17 protein-coding genes and 1 pseudogene are annotated in these 16456 nt (G+C 72.1%); 7 read left to right on the top strand and 11 right to left on the bottom strand.

Annotation, left to right across the window (positions count from 1 at the left end):
* Nucleotides 1-71 precede the first annotated feature (71 nt).
* Nucleotides 72-962, bottom strand: a complete 891-nt coding sequence (galU, locus tag DEI84_RS12050; protein ID WP_110890996.1) for a UTP--glucose-1-phosphate uridylyltransferase GalU — start codon at nt 960-962, stop codon at nt 72-74.
* 103 nt (nt 963-1065) lie between these two features.
* Between galU and DEI84_RS12045 the strand changes: the two genes are divergently transcribed.
* Nucleotides 1066-1650 carry a 5-formyltetrahydrofolate cyclo-ligase gene (locus DEI84_RS12045; RefSeq protein WP_110890995.1) on the top strand — a complete coding sequence of 195 codons (585 nt, stop codon included), beginning with the start codon at nt 1066-1068 and terminating at the stop codon, nt 1648-1650.
* Nucleotide 1651: 1 nt separating this feature from the next.
* Nucleotides 1652-1744 (top strand): annotated as a pseudogene (locus tag DEI84_RS16040) (FmdB family zinc ribbon protein); the annotation flags it as partial.
* A 62-nt stretch (nt 1745-1806) separates the two neighbouring features.
* Here DEI84_RS16040 and DEI84_RS16035 read toward each other — a convergent pair.
* Nucleotides 1807-2079 carry a hypothetical protein gene (locus DEI84_RS16035; RefSeq protein ID WP_309146390.1) on the bottom strand — a complete coding sequence of 91 codons (273 nt, stop codon included), beginning with the start codon at nt 2077-2079 and terminating at the stop codon, nt 1807-1809.
* A gap of 17 nt (nt 2080-2096) precedes the next feature.
* On the opposite strand from DEI84_RS16035, the gene mscL reads away from it, so the two are divergent.
* Nucleotides 2097-2600 (top strand): large conductance mechanosensitive channel protein MscL, encoded by a 504-nt coding sequence (mscL, locus tag DEI84_RS12035; RefSeq protein WP_110890994.1) that lies wholly within the window; start codon nt 2097-2099, stop codon nt 2598-2600.
* 38 nt (nt 2601-2638) lie between these two features.
* Here mscL and DEI84_RS12030 read toward each other — a convergent pair whose 3' ends face one another.
* A complete protein-coding gene (locus DEI84_RS12030; protein WP_110858063.1) occupies nt 2639-3226 on the bottom strand; it encodes a CDP-alcohol phosphatidyltransferase family protein in 588 nt (195 codons plus the stop codon).
* A gap of 426 nt (nt 3227-3652) precedes the next feature.
* Nucleotides 3653-7405 (bottom strand): AAA family ATPase, encoded by a 3753-nt coding sequence (locus DEI84_RS12020; RefSeq protein ID WP_375342315.1) that lies wholly within the window; start codon nt 7403-7405, stop codon nt 3653-3655.
* Nucleotides 7406-7585: 180 nt separating this feature from the next.
* Between DEI84_RS12020 and DEI84_RS12015 the strand changes: the two genes are divergently transcribed.
* From DEI84_RS12015 to DEI84_RS12005, 3 genes are read left to right on the top strand one after another with little or no spacing between them, the layout of a single operon-like run.
* Nucleotides 7586-8458: a CoA ester lyase gene (locus DEI84_RS12015; protein ID WP_181420440.1), complete on the top strand. Its 873-nt coding sequence runs from the start codon at nt 7586-7588 to the stop codon at nt 8456-8458.
* 10 nt (nt 8459-8468) lie between these two features.
* Nucleotides 8469-8963: a DUF6264 family protein gene (locus tag DEI84_RS12010; protein ID WP_110890991.1), complete on the top strand. Its 495-nt coding sequence runs from the start codon at nt 8469-8471 to the stop codon at nt 8961-8963.
* A 56-nt stretch (nt 8964-9019) separates the two neighbouring features.
* Nucleotides 9020-9901, top strand: coding sequence for an aldo/keto reductase (locus DEI84_RS12005; RefSeq protein WP_110890990.1), 882 nt, complete (start codon nt 9020-9022; stop codon nt 9899-9901).
* A gap of 100 nt (nt 9902-10001) precedes the next feature.
* On the opposite strand, the gene DEI84_RS12000 is transcribed toward DEI84_RS12005, so the two are convergent.
* Nucleotides 10002-10505, bottom strand: coding sequence for a hypothetical protein (locus DEI84_RS12000; RefSeq protein WP_110824067.1), 504 nt, complete (start codon nt 10503-10505; stop codon nt 10002-10004).
* Between the two features lie 153 nt (nt 10506-10658).
* On the opposite strand from DEI84_RS12000, the gene DEI84_RS11995 reads away from it, so the two are divergent.
* Entirely contained in the window at nt 10659-11636 is a 978-nt protein-coding gene (locus tag DEI84_RS11995) for an NAD(P)H-quinone oxidoreductase (protein WP_110890989.1), read from the top strand.
* 41 nt (nt 11637-11677) lie between these two features.
* Here DEI84_RS11995 and DEI84_RS11990 read toward each other — a convergent pair whose 3' ends face one another.
* From DEI84_RS11990 to DEI84_RS11965, 6 genes are all read right to left on the bottom strand, one after another.
* Entirely contained in the window at nt 11678-12424 is a 747-nt protein-coding gene (locus tag DEI84_RS11990) for an amino acid ABC transporter ATP-binding protein (protein WP_110890988.1), read from the bottom strand.
* The gene (locus tag DEI84_RS11985) at nt 12421-13317 is read right to left on the bottom strand and encodes an amino acid ABC transporter permease (RefSeq protein ID WP_110890987.1); all 897 of its coding nucleotides are present in this window, start codon (nt 13315-13317) and stop codon (nt 12421-12423) included. The genes DEI84_RS11990 and DEI84_RS11985 overlap by 4 nt, the downstream gene beginning before the upstream one ends.
* A gap of 7 nt (nt 13318-13324) precedes the next feature.
* Nucleotides 13325-14149 carry an ABC transporter substrate-binding protein gene (locus DEI84_RS11980; protein ID WP_110890986.1) on the bottom strand — a complete coding sequence of 275 codons (825 nt, stop codon included), beginning with the start codon at nt 14147-14149 and terminating at the stop codon, nt 13325-13327.
* Nucleotides 14150-14255: 106 nt separating this feature from the next.
* Complete coding sequence (locus DEI84_RS11975; protein WP_110890985.1) at nt 14256-14498, bottom strand: hypothetical protein; 243 nt, start codon at nt 14496-14498, stop codon at nt 14256-14258.
* Between the two features lie 86 nt (nt 14499-14584).
* Nucleotides 14585-15082: a cupin domain-containing protein gene (locus DEI84_RS11970; RefSeq protein WP_258371772.1), complete on the bottom strand. Its 498-nt coding sequence runs from the start codon at nt 15080-15082 to the stop codon at nt 14585-14587.
* The gene (locus DEI84_RS11965; protein WP_110891009.1) at nt 15079-16410 is read right to left on the bottom strand and encodes an amidohydrolase family protein; all 1332 of its coding nucleotides are present in this window, start codon (nt 16408-16410) and stop codon (nt 15079-15081) included. Before DEI84_RS11965 ends, DEI84_RS11970 begins: the two co-directional genes overlap by 4 nt.
* Nucleotides 16411-16456 lie beyond the last annotated feature (46 nt).

Raw genomic sequence — 16456 nt, 5'->3', positions numbered from 1 at the left:
GGTCCCGCGCTCGGCGGGACGGGTGTCCCGCACGGGGCCGGGGTCACCGGACCCGTGCGGGATGGGTCGACTCATTCGCCCGCGTTGAACTCCTTGAGCCAGGACTTGAGGTCCGGGCCGAGGTCCTCGCGGTCCGAGGCGAGCTGCACGATCGCCTTGATGTAGTCGAGTTTGTCACCGGTGTCGTAGCGGCGTCCACGGAAGACGACGCCGTACACGCCACCTGTCCATTCCTCGGCGCTCGCCATCTTCATGAGCGCGTCGGTGAGCTGGATCTCGCCGCCCTTGCCGGGCTCCTGCTTCTCGAGGACGTCGAAGACCTCGGGGCGGATGACGTAGCGGCCGATGATCGCCAGGTTCGACGGGGCCTCACCCTGGGCCGGCTTCTCGACCAGGCCGGTGATCTTCACGACGTCGTCGGTGTCGGTCTCCTCGACGGTCGCGATGCCGTAGAGGTGCGTCTGCGACGCCGGGACCTCGAGCAGGGCGACGACCGTGGCCTTCTTCTCGCCCTGGACCTCGATCATGCGCTTGAGCAGCGGGTCGCGGGCGTCGATGATGTCGTCACCGAGGAGCACGGCGAACGGCTCGCGGCCGACGTGCATCTTCGCGCGGAGCACGGCGTGACCGAGGCCGAGCGGGTCACCCTGACGCACGTAGTGCATGTCGGCCAGGTCCGTGGACTGGTTGACCTTCTGCAGCTTCTCGTGGTCGCCCTTCTTCTTGAGGGTCTCCTCGAGCTCCGACACGTGGTCGAAGTGGTTCTCGAGCGCGTTCTTGTTGCGCCCGGTGATCATCAGCACGTCGGTGAGTCCGGCGTCGACCGCCTCCTCCACCACGTACTGGATGGCCGGCTTGTCGACGACGGGGAGCATCTCCTTCGGCATCGCCTTGGTCGCGGGGAGGAAGCGCGTGCCCAGCCCTGCGGCGGGGATCACTGCCTTCGAAATCTGGAAGCCCATGGACAGACCGTATCCGAAACGCATTTCGCGGGCATGTCAACTGATAGGAGGACAGGCAGATCAGCGGGAAGCCGCAGCACCGGCGCTCGCTACACTCTTCGCCATGACCGCCGATCTCGGGAACGAGAAGCGCGCCCTCCGAGCCGACCTCCGGCAGCGGCGACGCAGCCGGACCTCGACCGTCCGCGACGCCGACTCCCTCGCCCTGACCGCCACGCTGCAGCGCTTCGTCGAGGAACGCCAGATCACCTCGGTCGCGCTCTACCTGTCGGCGCCCGACGAACCCGACGTCCGTCCCTTCCTGGCCTGGGCGTTCGAGCGGGGCATCCGGGTGCTCCTGCCGATCACCCGCGAGGACGGGCTGCTCGACTGGGCGGTCGGCGACGGGTCCGCGGAGCGCGAGGGACCGTTCGGCATGCCGGAGGTCGTCGGCGAGGTGCTCTCCCCCCTGGCGATCAACGACGTCGACGTGATCATCACGCCGGCCGCCGCCGTGGGGCACGACGGCGTCCGGATGGGGTGGGGACGCGGGTACTACGACAAGACCCTCGGGTCCATGGCCAACCGCCCGCCCGTCTATGCTGTGGTGTTCGACACGGAGTACCTCGACGAGGTCCCGCGCGAACCCCACGACGAACCCGTCGACGGCATCATCACGCCGTCGCGCATCATCACGTTCCGGAGCTGACGTGCCCACCTACTCGTACCGCTGCACCGAGTGCGGCAACGCGTTCGACATCAAGCAGGCCTTCTCCGACGCCACGCTCACCGAGTGCCCGGTGTGCGGCGGGGTCCTGCGGAAGGTGTTCTCGCCCGTCGGTGTGACCTTCAACGGTGGTGGCTTCTACCGGACCGACTCGCGCGCGACGCCGTCGGGGTCGGGATCCGGCTCGTCGTCTGGTTCCGGCTCGTCGTCGGGGTCGGGCTCGTCGTCGGGGTCGTCCGGCTCCTCCGGGTCCTCGTCCGGCTCCGGGTCGTCCTCCGGGTCGGGGTCGTCCTCCGGGTCCGGGTCGTCCTCCGGGTCCGGGTCGTCCTCCGGGTCGGGGTCGTCCGCGTCCTGACCGGCCCCGCGCCTGCTGGATAGGTTGGACCGGGCCACCGCGCGGTGGCCGTCCACGACAGAAGGGGGCTCGCGTGAAGGGCTTCAGGGAGTTCCTGCTCCGCGGGAACGTCATCGACCTCGCGGTGGCGGTCGTCATCGGTGCCGCGTTCACCGCCATCGTGACGGCGGTCGTGACGGCGTTGATCAACCCGCTCATCGGTGCGGTCTTCAACGCCTCCAGCTTGGACAAGGCCCTGATCGTGTCGTTCCCGACCGTGTCCGGTGGCGACACCGAGCTGCTGTTCGGCAAGGTGCTCGGCGCCGTCCTGAACTTCGTGATCGTCGCCGCGGTCGTCTACTTCGCGCTCGTCGTGCCGGTGAACCACCTCAAGAAGGTCGCGTTCGACCGGACGAAGCACGACGAGGAGCAACCGCCCGCGGACGTCCCGCCGGCGGACGTCGAGGTGCTCCTCGAGATCCGCGACCTGCTGCGCGCCCAGCAGGGTGCCGAGCCGGGTGTCGGCGGGCACGGGGCGCACGTCGCTCCGGCGGACGCACCCGAGGGCGCCGGCATCGCCGGAACGACGAAGCTGTAGGCGGGCGCGGCGCCGGTGCTAGCGCCGGGAGGGTCGGCCTACGCCGGAGCGCGCTGCGCCCGGTGCTTCCGGGCCATCTCCCCCGCGTACTGCAGCCCGGCGAGGACGTGCCCGACCGTGCCGAGCCAGACGAAGACGAGACCGACGTCCCGGACCCAGTGGTGGTCGGCGGCGACCGACGTCGACGAGAACAGCAGGACCGGCAGCCCGACGAACAGCAGCGCGGACCGGATCTTGCCCGTCCACGTCACGCGGAGGTCCGGGTTGCCGCGGAACCACGCGCTCGAGAGCGCCAGGAGCGCCAGGTCGACGGCCACCACGACCACGACGATGATCCACGGCAGCAGCCCGACGAGCACGAGCGACAGCACGATCGCCACGATCGCCAACCGGTCGGCGATCGGGTCGAGCGTCTTGCCGAGCTGGGACTCCTGGTGGAGTCGTCGCGCCAGGAACCCGTCGGCCCAGTCGCTCACGCCGAGGACCACCAGGGAGGCCAACGCCCATCCCGGGTGTCCGGCGACGACCAGCCCGACGTAGACCGGGATGAGGGCGAAGCGCACCAGCGTGATGAGGTTCGGCAGCGTCTGCCAGTCGGGCCGGGTCCGCCGGGAGGGCTCCGTCATCACACGCTTCCGTTCGGGGTGGGTCACTGCAAGGGTACCGGTCCGACCCGTGCACTCGTCGGTCGCACCCGACCGGCGGCAGGCCGTCCTCCGTCAGCCGGGACGGTCATCCCCAGTGCGGCGGCCGGTCGCGGAGGAGCCGGTCGTCGTTCTCGCCCGTGCCGTGGCGCGCCGGTTCCGGCGCCGGTGTCGGGTCGCTGCCGGGGACCGCACGGGTCGTGACGCGCCTGCCGGAGCGGGACGTGCCTCCCGGCCCGGTCGACCGCGGCACGGCGGATGCCGGGGTCGCCGCGGGGTCGGTGTCCGCCCCCGACGCGTCTCCTGCCCGGGACGCACCCGCGTCCGGTGTCCACGTCCCCGTCAGGTGGTCCGTCGACGAGGTCACCGGTCCTGCCTGTCGCGAGGCCCGGCGTGGAACCCTGGCGGTCATCGGCGCGCGGGCACCGGCGGGATCGAGATCTCCTGCGTCGCACCGCGGTCGACCCCGAGCACCTGCGCCACCGTGTTCGCCACCCGGTCCGGGTCGGAGAACAGCTGGAACGCGTGCACGCGGACGTAGTGCCAGCCGAGACGACGGAGCACCTCGGGACGGAGCCGGAGCGACTCACGCAGCGACCCCTTGACGAGCGACGCATCGGTCTCGATGGTGACGCAGACCCCGCCGTGCGCGGCGACCAGGCCGAGCTTGCCGCGGTGGCCGAGCGCGACCGGGATGCCGCGCATCTCGAGCCGCCGGGCCAGGTCGACGAGCAGCGGGTCGGAGTCGTCCGGCACGTACTCAGCGGTGGTCCGGGCGCGGACCTCGGCCAGGATCTCGGCGAGGGCGACCGTGCCGTGCCCCATGCGCTCGGCCTCGATGTCGGACGGCTGGAAGCACGTGACGATGACCATCGACCGACGGGCACGGGTCATCGCGACCGCGAGCAGCCGCTCACCCCCGGGCTTGCCGAGGGGACCGAAGTCGCGGAGGACCCGACCGTGCGGGGTCCGGCCGTAGCCGATGGAGAACACGACGCGGTCGCGGCTCTGCGCCACGGACTGCTCGAGGGTGGCGACGATGAACGGCTCCGGACGGTCACCGATGACGAACTCGGTGAGGTCCTTGTGGCCCTGCGCGGCAGCGAGCACGGCCTGCTCGACCCGGACCGCGTGCTTCGCCGAGGCCGTGATGACCATGAGCGACTCGGTCGGACGGGTGCGGGCGTGCTCGATGACGTGCCGGACGACCCGGTCCACCTCGGCGTCGACGCTCTCGACGGCACCGGACTCGGGGTCCGGCACGGCCTTGCCTTCACTGACGTAGTCGAGCGCGATCGAGCCGTGGCCGAGGAACGAGCCGGCCCAGGGCAGCGACTCGATCCGTCCGCCGTAGAAGCGACGGTTGACCAGCTCCGCCAGGTCCTCGCCGCCGGCCCGGTACGACCGGGTCAGCGACAGGGTGGGCAGGAGCGTGGACAGCTTCGCGAGGGCCGAGTCGGCGTGCAGGGCGTCGAGCGTCTCCTCGTCCACCTGCAGCGCGCGGTGGTCCGGGTCGACGGCGATGCGGAACGGCGACGGCGTCTGCGTGACCGGGTCACCGAACACGACGGTCTGCCGGGCGCGACGGACGGCACCGACGGTCTCGGCGATCGTCACGGCACCGGCGTCGACGAGGATCACGGTGTCGAACGGCATCGTGTCGGCGATCTGCGCGACCTCGTACGGGGAGGCGAGCCAGACCGGGGCGATGGCGCGGGACAGGTGCGGTGCGGAGTCGTGGAGCAGACGCGACGTGATCGCGCCCTCCTTGAGCTGCGTCTTCAGCGCGGAGGACTCCTCCGGCCAGTCGACGAGCCCGACCTTCCAGTTCTCGGCGAGCTGCCACGCCAGGCCCTGGGACACCCCGGCCGCGTGCGCGTCGTCCACGAGTCGGAAGTCGGCCTCGACCCGGTCGAGCATGTCCGTGTTCGCACCGAGCAGGGCCCGGTCGGACTCGAGCATCGTCTCGAGCGCGGACTGCCACCAGGCCAGCTCGAGCTCGGCGGGCACCTGCACGTCCGGCACGTGCCGGTTCGCCAGGTCGGTGAGCAGCGGCTCGAGCTGCAGGTCGCGGAGCGTCTGCATGAGCTCGGTGCGCTCCTGCAGGTTGTGCAGGACGTCGGACTCGGCGGCCAGTTCGGCGATCGTCGGGACGAGCTCGTCGATCGGCAGGTTCGCGAGCTGCTGGTCGCGGCTGGTGCGACCGAGCGGCTCGTCCAGTCGGGCCAGGTCCTCGACGACGTTCGAGAACAGCACCTGGACGTCGGCGATGCCGGTGGGGACCTCGGGGTTCACGCCCGCGGCCACGTAGCGCTGCCAGAGGACGCGCTGCTGCTGGACGCGGGTGAGGGCCTCGTGCAGGTCGGACACGTGCACGCCGGGACGGACGTACTCGCGGGCGAGCTTCTTGAGCCGACGGCGGTTCGTGCTCGACATCGGCGCGCCCTCGCCCCGGGGAGCGGTCGCGGCGACGAGTTCGGACACCGACCGGTCGAACACGATCGGCAGGAAGCGGTCGAGGGTGTCCCGGATCTCGGTGAGCAGACGGAGGTAGATGCCGAGCTCGTTGATCGTCGTGAACTGCCGCATGTGGGTCGACGCCACGAGGTCGTGTGCGCGCTGCAGGAGGGCCGGCAGTGCGCCGCCGTCGAGTTCCCGCGCGGTCGCGTGGGCCCGCTGGGCGCCGTCGCTCGAGGTGAACCTCGCGCCGTACCAGGGCGAGTCGTCGGGGCCGTAGCGGAACTCGCCGAGGTTCGCGGCGCTGACCATGGTCTCGGCGACGCGGGCGCGACCGGTGACCATCGAGACGACGGACTGCTTCGACAGCCGGGCCGTAGTGGACGGGGCGACCGGCAGCAGGGACAGGCGGGAGAGCTCGACCAGGCAGTCGAGCACGCTGACCCCGAAGTCGGGGTCGGTGCGGGTGAGGGCACCGCGGTAGTCGGTGAGGACCTTGCGGAGCCGCACCAGGGCGTCGTCGACCTCGCGGAGGTTCGGCCGGCTCGCCTTCTCGTTGCGGGCGATCGCACGGACCACGTCACGGCGGAGCGTCGCCGGGGTGACGGCGACGCCGGGCAGGTGCACCTCGCCGAAGCGGGCCGCGATGCCACGGAGCGTTGCACGGCGCGGGCTGACGACGAGGACGCGCTTGTTCGCGGCGACCAGGCCGCCGAGGGCGTTCACGATCGTCTGCGTGCCGCCGGTGCCGGGGAGCGTCTTCACGACGATGGAGTTGCCGGCCGTGATCTGCGCGATCACGTTCTCCTGCTCGTCGTCGGCGTCGAGCAGCAGGGTGTCCGTCTCCGGGCTGCGCTCGTCCGACGGCGTCTGCTCGACCGGGTGGTACGACTGCTCGACCTGCCACTTGGCGCTCGGGTTGCCGGCGAGGGCGTCGAGCACCGGGTGCGCGAGGTCCTTCGTGTCCTCGACGAGACCGGTCGCGACCTCGGCGAACGTCGACACGACGAGGCGGGCGTGCACCGAGAAGCCGGGGATGTGCGCCGTCAGGCCGCGGAGCCGGTCGATCACCGGGTTCGGGGTGAAGGAGCCGTCCTGCTGGGCGAGGGCGACGAACGACTGCGCGTCGAGGGTGATGCCGAACTGCTCGCGGAGCGCGTCGGCCAGGCCCGGGTTGAGCACCGGTTCACCGAGCAGCCGGACCTCGAAGTCGCGGCCGTGACGCCGGATCGCGAGCGGGCGGAGCAGGACCGGGCCCCGGTGGTGCTCGTCGCCGTGCTCCCAGTCCGCGATGCCGATGCCGAGCTTGACGGCGTCGATCCCGCGGACGGTGGCGAGCTCGGTGCCCTTCGCCTCGACGTGTCCGGCGGCGACGCGGGCGGCCCGCAGCGCGACCTCGTCGCGGATCAGGCTCGAGAGCAGCGTGGTCTTGCCGGTGATGAACTGGGCCAGACCGCCCGGATGCGTCGTCGAGAGTTCGATGCGCGCGCGGGGGTGGTCGGCGAAGTGCACGAGCGGGCTCGTCCCACCGACGCCGGCGAGCTGCTCGCGCCACGCGTCCCACGCGGGCTCGGCCGCGTTGCCCGCGGTCAGCCGCGGGTCGCCGAGACTGATCGCGTGCGGGCTCGTGACCTGGAGCTCGGGGCGCAGCGGAGACTGCTCGTCGGGCAGGTCGGTGCCCTCGACGGGGGCGTCGTCGTTCACGTCGTCCTCATCGTCGGTCGCCCTGTCCACTCTCCACACCCGCCCACTGTAGGCGGAAGCGCTGCGGCACTCTGGCAATGAGCCCGCTGTTTCGGCGTTTCACCCGACCCGGATGCGCTGTGGTGGGCCGCCCCGCCGCCGCGCCGGGGCCGGGAGGCGCGGGTGTGGTACCAACGGTGCATGGCCACCGACGACCGTCCTGCTCCGCCCACCCCTGCCGTGTCCCGGCGTCGATCGGTCCCCGCCGAGATCTCGCGTTCCTGGCTCCTCGTCGCCGGCACCGCCGCCGAGCGCTTCGAGCGGGCCACCCGCTCCCGTGCCGACCAGGTGATCCTGGACATCGAGGACGCCGTCGACCCCGCCGCGAAGCCGTCCGCCCGCACCACCGTCGCCGCCTGGCTGGCCGGTGGCGGCGAGGCCTGGGTGCGGATCAACGACGTCACGACCGAGTTCTGGGAGGACGACGTCGAGGAGCTCCGCGGCCTGCCCGGGCTGCAGGGTGTGATGCTCGCGAAGACGGAGTCCCCGGCGCAGGTCACCGACACGTGGCACCGGCTCGGCGGACACACCCCCGTGATCGCGCTGGTCGAATCGGCGCTGGGCATCGAGGAAGCGGTGTCGATCGCCCGCGCGCAGGGGGCGTTCCGCCTGGCCTTCGGGAGCGGCGACTACCGCCGCGACACCGGCACGAGCGCGGACACCCTCGCGATGGCGTACCCGCGGTCCCGCCTGGTGGTGGCGTCCCGTGTCGGCGACCTGCCCGGACCCATCGACGGCCCCACCGTCGGTTCTTCGCACCCGATCCTGCGCGAGCAGTCACAGGTCGCGGTGTCGCTCGGACTGACCGGCAAGCTCTGCCTGGACACCGAGCAGCTCCCCGTCATCAACGAGGTCATCTCGCCGACCCCGACCGACGTCGCCTGGGCGCAGGACTTCCTCGACGACTTCGAGGCGCGCGGACGCGTGATCCGCGACGGGTCGGACCTGCCGCGACTCGGACGGGCGCAGAAGATCCAGCGCCTCGCCCAGGCGTTCGGGGTGGAGGCGCGGTAGGAACGGTGCCATGACCTGGTCGAACGTCCCCGGATCCGGACCGCAGCAGCACCCGGGCGCCCGGCAGCACAGCGAGGCCGAGCGTGTCGCGTGGGAGCAGGGTGCGACGTCGCTGTTCCCGCCGGCGAAGATCGCGGACCGGGTGTCCACCGTCCTGCTCCTGGCGGCCGGCGCGGTCCTCACCGCGATCGCCGCCGTCGCGGGCGTGATCGTCGTGGCCTCCACGACCGCGTCCTGCGGCGCCGACGACGGCTGCTCCCCCGGCGGGACCGTCGGCGGTGCGGCGATCGCGGTCGGCGGAGCGTTCGTCATCGGGGTCGTCACGCTCGTGTTCGCGATCCGCGCCTGGATCCGGCGACGGACGTCGTGGTGGATCGCCGGGATCGGCTTCGTCCTGACCGTCGCCGTCGTCACGTGGGGGACGGTGCTCGTCGTGCAGGCGCTCGACGAGCAGGGCGTCGGCCCGGGGCGCGGCTTCGACACCGCACAGCTCCCCGTCCCCTGAGCCGCCCTGCGTCCACGGCTGGACGTCCGCCGACCAGCGCGGCGCATGCTGGGCCCATGAAGCAACGAGTCATCGGAGACACGTCCGTCAGCGCCATCGGACTCGGCGGCATGCCGATGTCCATCGAGGGCCGGCCGGACGAAGCGCGCTCCGTCGCCACCGTCCACGCCGCCCTCGAAGCCGGTGTCACCCTCATCGACACCGCCGACGCGTACCACCTGGCCGCCCACGACGAGGTCGGCCACAACGAGGAGCTCATCGCCCGGGCCGTCCGCGAGTACGGCGGGGACACGTCGGAGGTGCTCATCGCCACGAAGGGCGGCCACCTGCGGCCGGAACCCGGGGCCTGGGCACAGAACGGCGACCCGGCCTACCTCAAGGAGGCCGCGAAGGCCTCGGCGAAGCGTCTCGGCGTCGAGGCGATCGGCCTCTACCAGTTCCACCGCCCGGACCCGGCCGTCCCGTACGCGGACTCGGTCGGTGCGCTCGCCGAACTGCTCGACGAGGGCGTCATCCGCATGGCGGGCATCTCGAACGCCACGGTCGACCAGATCCGGCAGGCGAACGAGGTCCTCGGCGGCCGTCTCGCATCGGTGCAGAACCGGTTCTCCCCGGTCTTCCGGTCCAGCGAGCCGGAACTCGAGCTCTGCGACGAGCTCGGCATCGCGTTCCTGCCGTGGAGCCCGCTCGGCGGCATCGCCGGTGCGGCCGACCTCGGCACCACCGCCGAGGACTTCGCCGTCCTCGCCCAGGAGCGGGACGTCACCCCGCAGGTCATCGCGCTCGCGTGGGAGCTCGCGAAGAGCGACGTCGTCATCCCGATCCCGGGAGCGTCCCGCCCGCAGTCGATCCTCGACTCCGTGACGGCCGCGACCGTGAAGCTCCGTCCGGAAGAGGTCGAGCGTCTCGACGCGTCGCGTCCGGAGCAGGCCGCGTAGGTCCACCGCGCGCCGCGGCGAGCCGACCGGATCGCGCACCACGGGCCTCCCGTCCGGACGACGGGAGGCCCGTGGTGCGTCCGTCAGCGGACGGCGCCGCTCAGGACGCGCAGGTCGAGTCGAAGTCGGTCCCTGCGGTCTGGACCGCCGTGGCCGAGTCCTGGAACGCGCCGAGGTCGGCCGACTGCGGGTCCTTCGTGATCGCCTCGAGTCGCGTCACCATGTCGCCGTAGGCGCTCTGGAACGCCTCGGCCTTGCCCTTGACCTCGGTGTTGCTCACCGCGTCGACACCGGCGTCGATGTCCGCGTCGAGCTCCTTGAGCTTGGCGACCGCGGCGTCGGGGTCGGACTGCAGCTTCGTGGCCTCGGACTGCAGCCCCTCGGCCGCCGACCGCACCTTGCTCTCGAAGGCGGCGCACGCGTCGGCCTTGGACTGCGAGCCCGACTGCTCCTCGGCGGCCTTCGACGGTGCGCTCGAGGACCCGCTCGTGGCGCCCTGACCCTGGGTCCCCTCGGCCGTCGTGCTGCCGCCCGAGGAGCAACCGGCGAGCAGGACCGCGGCGAGCGCTGCGGTCGCGAGGACGGAGACGTGCTTCGTGGACATGGGATCCCCCCTGGTCGGTGTGGGGCCGCCGACCGGAGGCCCCGTTCCGCCCCGACAGTACTGATCGGATGCTCAGGGAGTGCGGGACGGCCACCCCCGTCCGCCCAGCCCCGTCCGCCCCGTCCCGACCGGGGACGCGCGTACGGTCGAGGGATGCGTGCCATCACCATCTCCCAGCCCGGCGACGTCGACGTCATGTCCCTCGGTGAGCTCCCCGACCCGGTGCCCGGCGAGGGCGAGGTCCTCGTCGAGGTCGCGGCGGCCGGCGTCAACAACGCGGACCTGCAGCAGCGCCAGGGGAACTACCCGCCGCCGCCCGGAGCGTCCGACGTGCTCGGGCTCGAGGTGTCCGGGTCGATCCGTGCGCTCGGCACCGGCGTGACGGGCTGGTCCGTCGGAGACCGCGTGTGTGCGCTCCTCAGCGGCGGTGGGTACGCGTCGCTCGCCGTGGTGCCGGTGGCACAGCTCCTGCCGGTGCCGGACGGGCTGGACCTGGTGTCCGCCGCCGCGCTCCCCGAAGCGGCCTGCACGGTGTACTCGAACATCGGGATGCTCGCCGGACTCCGGCCGGGGCAGACCCTGCTCGTCCACGGTGGGACCGGGGGCATGGGATCGCACGCAGTGCTCTGGGCGAAGGCCCTCGGCGCCCGGGTGGTCGCGACGAGCGGTGGCGCGCGGAAGGTCGCGGCCTCCCGCGAGCTCGGCGCGGACCTGGTCGTCGACCACCGCGAGGAGGACTTCGTCGAGCGTGCCCTGGCCTTCACGGGCGGTGTCGGCGTGGACGTCGTCCTCGACGTCGTCGGTCCGTCGTACCTGCACCGCAATCTCGAGGTCCTCGCGCCGAACGGGCACCTCGCGATCATCGCCGCCGGGTCCGGGCCGGACGCGACCCTGCCGATCGGCCAGCTCATGCGGAAGCGCGCTTCGGTCAGCGGCACGACCCTGCGGGCACGACCGGCTGCCGAGAAGGCCGAGATCGTCGCTGCCGTGCGGCGGGACGTGTGGCCGTTCGTCGAGGACGGCCGTGTCCGTCCGGTCGTGGACACCGTGCTGCCCCTCGCCGACGCGGCCGAGGCGCACCGGCGTCTGGCGTCCGGCGACGTCGTCGGGAAGCTGCTGCTCGCCGTGTAGCGGCGCCGGCGTCGGTCACACCGTCGACGGCCGTGCCGCCGCTACGCGTGCACGCGCGCCAGGAACGCCCGGAGCGCCGGGTGCTGCGGGGCGTCGAGGACGGTCGCGGGAGCGCCCTGCTCGACGACCTCGCCCTCGTGCAGGAAGACGATCCGGTCGGCGACGTTCCGGGCGAAGTGCATCTCGTGCGTCGTCATGAGGATCGTCGACCCCTGCTGCTTGAGCTCGGTGACGAGGTCGAGCACCTCGCCGACGAGCTGCGGGTCGAGGGCGCTCGTCACCTCGTCGAGCAGGAGCAGCTCCGGGTCCGACGCGACGGCCCGGACGATCGCGACGCGCTGCTGCTGCCCACCCGACAAACGGTCCGGGTACGAACCGGCGAAGTCACCGAGCCCGATCCGGTCGAGCAGGCGGCGAGCCGTCGCCTCGGCGTCCGCACGGGAGGCCCGGTGCACCTTCCGCGATGCGAGGGTCACGTTGTCGAGGACGCTCATGTGCGGGAACAGGTTGAACTGCTGGAAGACGACGCCGATCCGCGCGCGGGTGGCGTCGACGTCGACGCGGGGGTCCGAGACGTCCTCGCCCTGGAGGAGGACCTGCCCGTCGTCGATGCCCTCGAGCAGGTTCACGGTCTTGAGCAACGTCGACTTGCCGGAGCCGGACGCCCCGATGACGCAGATCACCTCGTGTCGGTGCACGGTCAGGTCGATCCCGCGCAGGACAGGGCGGTCGCCGAAGGACTTGCGCAATCCACGCAGTTCGAGGACGGGAACGGTCTGCTCGGTCACACCGTGCCTCCGATCTGTTCACGCTGCTGCTGCTTCCGAGCGACGGCGTCCGTGACCCGGATGAGCGGCAGGCTGATGAGGACGAAGAGCAGGCCGGCGACCAGGTAGGGCGTGAAGTTCGTCTGCTCCGCCTGCGCGATCTGGGCGCTGCGGACGGCGTCGACGGCCCCGAGGATCGAGACGAGCCCGACGTCCTTCTGCATCGACACGAAGTCGTTCATGAGCGCCGGCGTGACCTTGCGGATCGCCTGCGGCAGCACGACGAGCCGCAGCGTCTGCGCGTGGGACAGGCCGAGCGACCGGGCGGCCAGGCGCTGGGACGGGTGCACCGCCTCCATGCCGGCGCGGAGCACTTCGGCGACGTACGACGAGTAGGTCAGCACGATCGCGATGGTGCCCCAGAACTCGGGCGCCAGCCGCGGGAAGACCCCGAGCCCGGGCAGGCCGAACCCGACCAGGTACAGCACGATGATGAGCGGCAGGCCGCGGAACAGGTCCGTGTACCCGGTCGCGAGCATCCGGAGCGGGAAGAACACCGGGCTCCGCAGGCCGCGGACGACCGCGAGCAGGGTGCCGAGCACGGCGACGCCGATGCTGGCGGCGAACAGGATCCGGACGTTCAGCCAGAGCCCGAGCAGGATGTCGGGCAGGGTCTCCCACGCCACCTGCGGGTCGAAGAACGACCGCTGCACCGCGGCCCACCCGGGGGTGCTGACCACGCCGACCCAGACGAGCGCGACGACCACGAGCGTCGAGACGACGGACACCACGACGGAACGGCGGCCGCGCTGCTGGCGGTAGAGCTGCCGCTCGCGTTCGACCTGGCTGGGTGCCGGGGCGGCGACGGGCGCGCCCACGCCCGCCGGACCGCCCGCACCGGCGGGCAGGGTCATGCCCGCGTCACTTCAGGACCGGGGTGTTCGTCTCGGAGGAGAGCCACTTCATCTGCAGCTGCTCGAGCGTGCCGTCCTCCTCGAGCGACTCGAGGGCGTCGTCGACCTTGCTCGTCAACGCCGAGTCCTTCGGCAGGACGAAGCCGAACTGGTCGCCCGCGTCGTCGGACGGGAACTGCGCCGACACGGTGCCGTCGTCGAGCTGGGCGGCGGACATGTAGAAGGCGGTCGGCAGGTCGGTGACGATCGCGTCGATCTGGGCCGACTTGAGCGCGAGCACGGCGTCGTCGTTCGAGTTGAACACCTGCGGGGTGACGCCGAGCACGGACTTGACGCTCTGGATGCTCGTCGACCCGGCGGCGACGCCGATCGTGTCCTGCTTCAGCGCGGCGATCGTCGTGTCACCGGCTGCCTTCGACCCGGTGGTCGTCACGACGGCCTGCGTGGTCGTGTAGTACGGCGTCGACATGTCGACGGCCTTCTTGCGCTTGGCGTCGATCGAGAACTGCTGGATGTTGAGGTCCCAGTCCTTCGCGCCCGGGGCGATCGCGCTGTCGAAGGTGCTGCGCTCCCACACGACGTCGCTCTTCGCGTAGCCCATCTCCTTCGCGACGGCGTACGCCACGGCGGACTCGAAGCCCTTGCCGGACTCGGGCTGGTTGTCCTCGACCCAGGGCGAGTACGCCGGGTCGCCGGTGGCGATCGTGAGCTTGCCGTCGGTGACGGTGCCCTCGGCGTTGTCGCTGCTGCCCCCTGCGGAGCATGCGGCGAGGGCGAGCGCGGCGACGGCGGTGGTCGCGACGGCGATGGTCAGGCGGAGGGGACGGGTCACGGTCTGGCCTTCGTCAGGGGGAACAGGGCAGGACCCGAGTGTACTGGGCCGTGGGATACCAACGACCGGTCGACGCGGTTCCTGCCCTGCCGACGCTCGGCTGGTGTCAGCGGCGCCGACGCTCGTTGATCGCCGCGCCGGTGTAGATGATCGACAGGAACATCGCCGCACTCGCCGCGAGTCCTACGACCCAACGGCCGGACGTCGGCGGGGTGGTCATGACGGCAACGCTGACCGCGACCAACGACGCGCTCACCGGGAGTGCGACCGGGAGCCGGAGCAGCAGGCCGACAGCGGCGATCAGCGCCGCAGCAGCGACGGCTGCAGCACCGGTTCGAAGTCGTGCCATGGGCGGTTCCTCCCGTTGTGATCCTGGCCGGACGGCCAGCGATGCCAACGTAGGACCGCCTCCTTCACGGGGTCAAGTACAGTACATCAGTCGAGCATCTCGAAGTCGTCGAACGAGAACCCGGGCGACACCAGGCAGCTGAGGAGCACCTCGCCGTCACCCGGGAGCGTCCGCTGCCACATGCCGCCGCGGACGAACGCCTGTGCGTCGTTCACGCGGTCACGGCCGGCGTCCGGGCCGAGGGTGATGCGTGCGCCGGGCTCCGGCTGGTCGCCGGACCCACCGAGTTCGAGCTCGACGGCGTCCGGCCCGTGCCACATCCAGATCTCGTCGCTCGTCACGCGGTGCCACGCGGAGGCCTCGCCCGGCGGCAGGAGGAAGTGGATGAGCGTCGCGGCGGGGCGCTCACCGGCGGGCGTGCTAACGGTCGCCGGCGACGTCCACGTGCGGACGTACCAACCTCCCTCGGGGTGCGGCTCCATGCCGAGCGCGGCGGCGCGCTGCGGGACGTCGAGCCACTCGACGACGTCGCCGGCGACGGTGCGGCGAGCGGCCATGCCGGGGCGGGGTGCGGTGTCGGTCATCGGGACTCCTTGCTCGGGGTGGGTGCCGCGCCTGCGGCGGACGGGGTCAGGGGGACACGGGCAGCAGCGTCGGCGGTCCGGACCACCCCGCGGACGACGGTCGCCACCGCACGCCCGGCTCCGTCCTCCACGAGTTCGGCGAGCGCGTCCGGCACGGTCCGGCCGTCGACGTCGAACACCGCGAGGTCGGCGCGGGCTCCAACGGCCAGGTGTCCGATCCGGTCCGGTCCGACCGCGAGTCCCATCGCGTGGGCGCCACCGAGGGTCACCGCCGCGAGCAGCCGCTCGTGCAGGTCGCGTCCGCTGTAGCCCTGTGCGCGGGCGATGCGGTGCAGTGCGGTGACGTCCGCCATCGGGTCGAGCGACGGCGAGGACGACAGCGAGTCGGTTCCCACGGCGATCGGGCTGCCCTCTCTCAGGTAGTCGGCGACCGGCGGCGGGTCGAGCCCGATGACGGCGTTCGAGCGCGGGCAGAGCGCGACCGCGGTGCCGCGCGCGCGGAGCAGGGCCCGGTCGGCGGCGGTCATGTAGACGCCGTGCGCGATGTGGCAGTCCGGCCCGAGCACGCCGAGGCGGTCCACGAACGAGGTCGCACTCGCGCCGAACCCGAGCGCGCGCATGGCCCGGAAGGACGGCACGTTCGCCAGGTGCCAGTCCGCACCGTGGCCGACGCCGACGACGCCCTCGAAGCCGGGGACCGGTTCGACGGCGGTGCGCTCGCCCTCGAAGGCCGCTTCGCCGAGGTGCAGGTGCAGGCGGAGTCCGCGCTGCCGGACGATGTCGGGCAGTTCGAGCAGCGGCGCGACGTCGAGCGAGTACGGCGCGTGCGGCGAGAGCCCGGCGCCGGGGGTGGTCGGGACCCGCTCGAGTTCGGCGAGGACTTGGTCGCGCCCGTGCTCCTGCCAGGCGGCGTTCTCCCAGTCCATCACCTCCCAGTAGGCGATCCCGCCGAGACCGGCGTCCTCGAGCGCGGTCACCGCCTCGATGTCGGTCACCACGTCGGCGATGCTCGTCACCCCGGCCGCCACCGACTGTGCCGCACCGGCCGCGGCCTCGGCCCGCCAGTCGTGTGGCTGCGCGTAGACGGCGTTGAACGCGGCGGCCCAGTCCTCGAATCCGGCGTACCGGCCGCGCCCGACACCGGCCATGCCTGTGTACTGCAGGTGCGTGTGCGCGTTGACGAGTCCCGGGAGGAGCGCACCCCGCCACCGCCGCTCGGTCACGGGGGTGCCGTCGAGCTGGTCCACCACCCAGGAGCGTTCGCCGACGTGCAGGATCCGGCCGTCGCGCACCGCGACGGCGCCGTCCGCGATCGGCGGCGCGGTCATCGGCACGACGATCCGCGCGGAGTGCACCGTCGTCTGCCCGGGTGCC

The sequence above is a fragment of the Curtobacterium sp. MCBD17_023 genome (assembly GCF_003224415.1).
Classification (GTDB): Bacteria; Actinomycetota; Actinomycetes; order Actinomycetales; family Microbacteriaceae; genus Curtobacterium.
Note: the sequence above shows the minus strand (reverse complement) of the source record. Positions and strands in the feature narration are given on the sequence as shown.

Coding starts and splice junctions, on each gene's coding strand:
- galU (WP_110890996.1), bottom strand. CDS start 962: ATGGGCTTCCAGATTTCGAAGGCAGTGATCCCCGCCGCAGGGCTGGGC.
- DEI84_RS12045 (WP_110890995.1), top strand. CDS start 1,066: ATGACCGCCGATCTCGGGAACGAGAAGCGCGCCCTCCGAGCCGACCTC.
- DEI84_RS12030 (WP_110858063.1), bottom strand. CDS start 3,226: ATGACGGAGCCCTCCCGGCGGACCCGGCCCGACTGGCAGACGCTGCCG.
- DEI84_RS12015 (WP_181420440.1), top strand. CDS start 7,586: ATGGCCACCGACGACCGTCCTGCTCCGCCCACCCCTGCCGTGTCCCGG.
- DEI84_RS12010 (WP_110890991.1), top strand. CDS start 8,469: ATGACCTGGTCGAACGTCCCCGGATCCGGACCGCAGCAGCACCCGGGC.
- DEI84_RS12005 (WP_110890990.1), top strand. CDS start 9,020: ATGAAGCAACGAGTCATCGGAGACACGTCCGTCAGCGCCATCGGACTC.
- DEI84_RS12000 (WP_110824067.1), bottom strand. CDS start 10,505: ATGTCCACGAAGCACGTCTCCGTCCTCGCGACCGCAGCGCTCGCCGCG.
- DEI84_RS11995 (WP_110890989.1), top strand. CDS start 10,659: ATGCGTGCCATCACCATCTCCCAGCCCGGCGACGTCGACGTCATGTCC.
- DEI84_RS11985 (WP_110890987.1), bottom strand. CDS start 13,317: ATGACCCTGCCCGCCGGTGCGGGCGGTCCGGCGGGCGTGGGCGCGCCC.
- DEI84_RS11975 (WP_110890985.1), bottom strand. CDS start 14,498: ATGGCACGACTTCGAACCGGTGCTGCAGCCGTCGCTGCTGCGGCGCTG.
- DEI84_RS11970 (WP_258371772.1), bottom strand. CDS start 15,082: ATGACCGACACCGCACCCCGCCCCGGCATGGCCGCTCGCCGCACCGTC.
- DEI84_RS11965 (WP_110891009.1), bottom strand. CDS start 16,410: ATGACCGCGCCGCCGATCGCGGACGGCGCCGTCGCGGTGCGCGACGGC.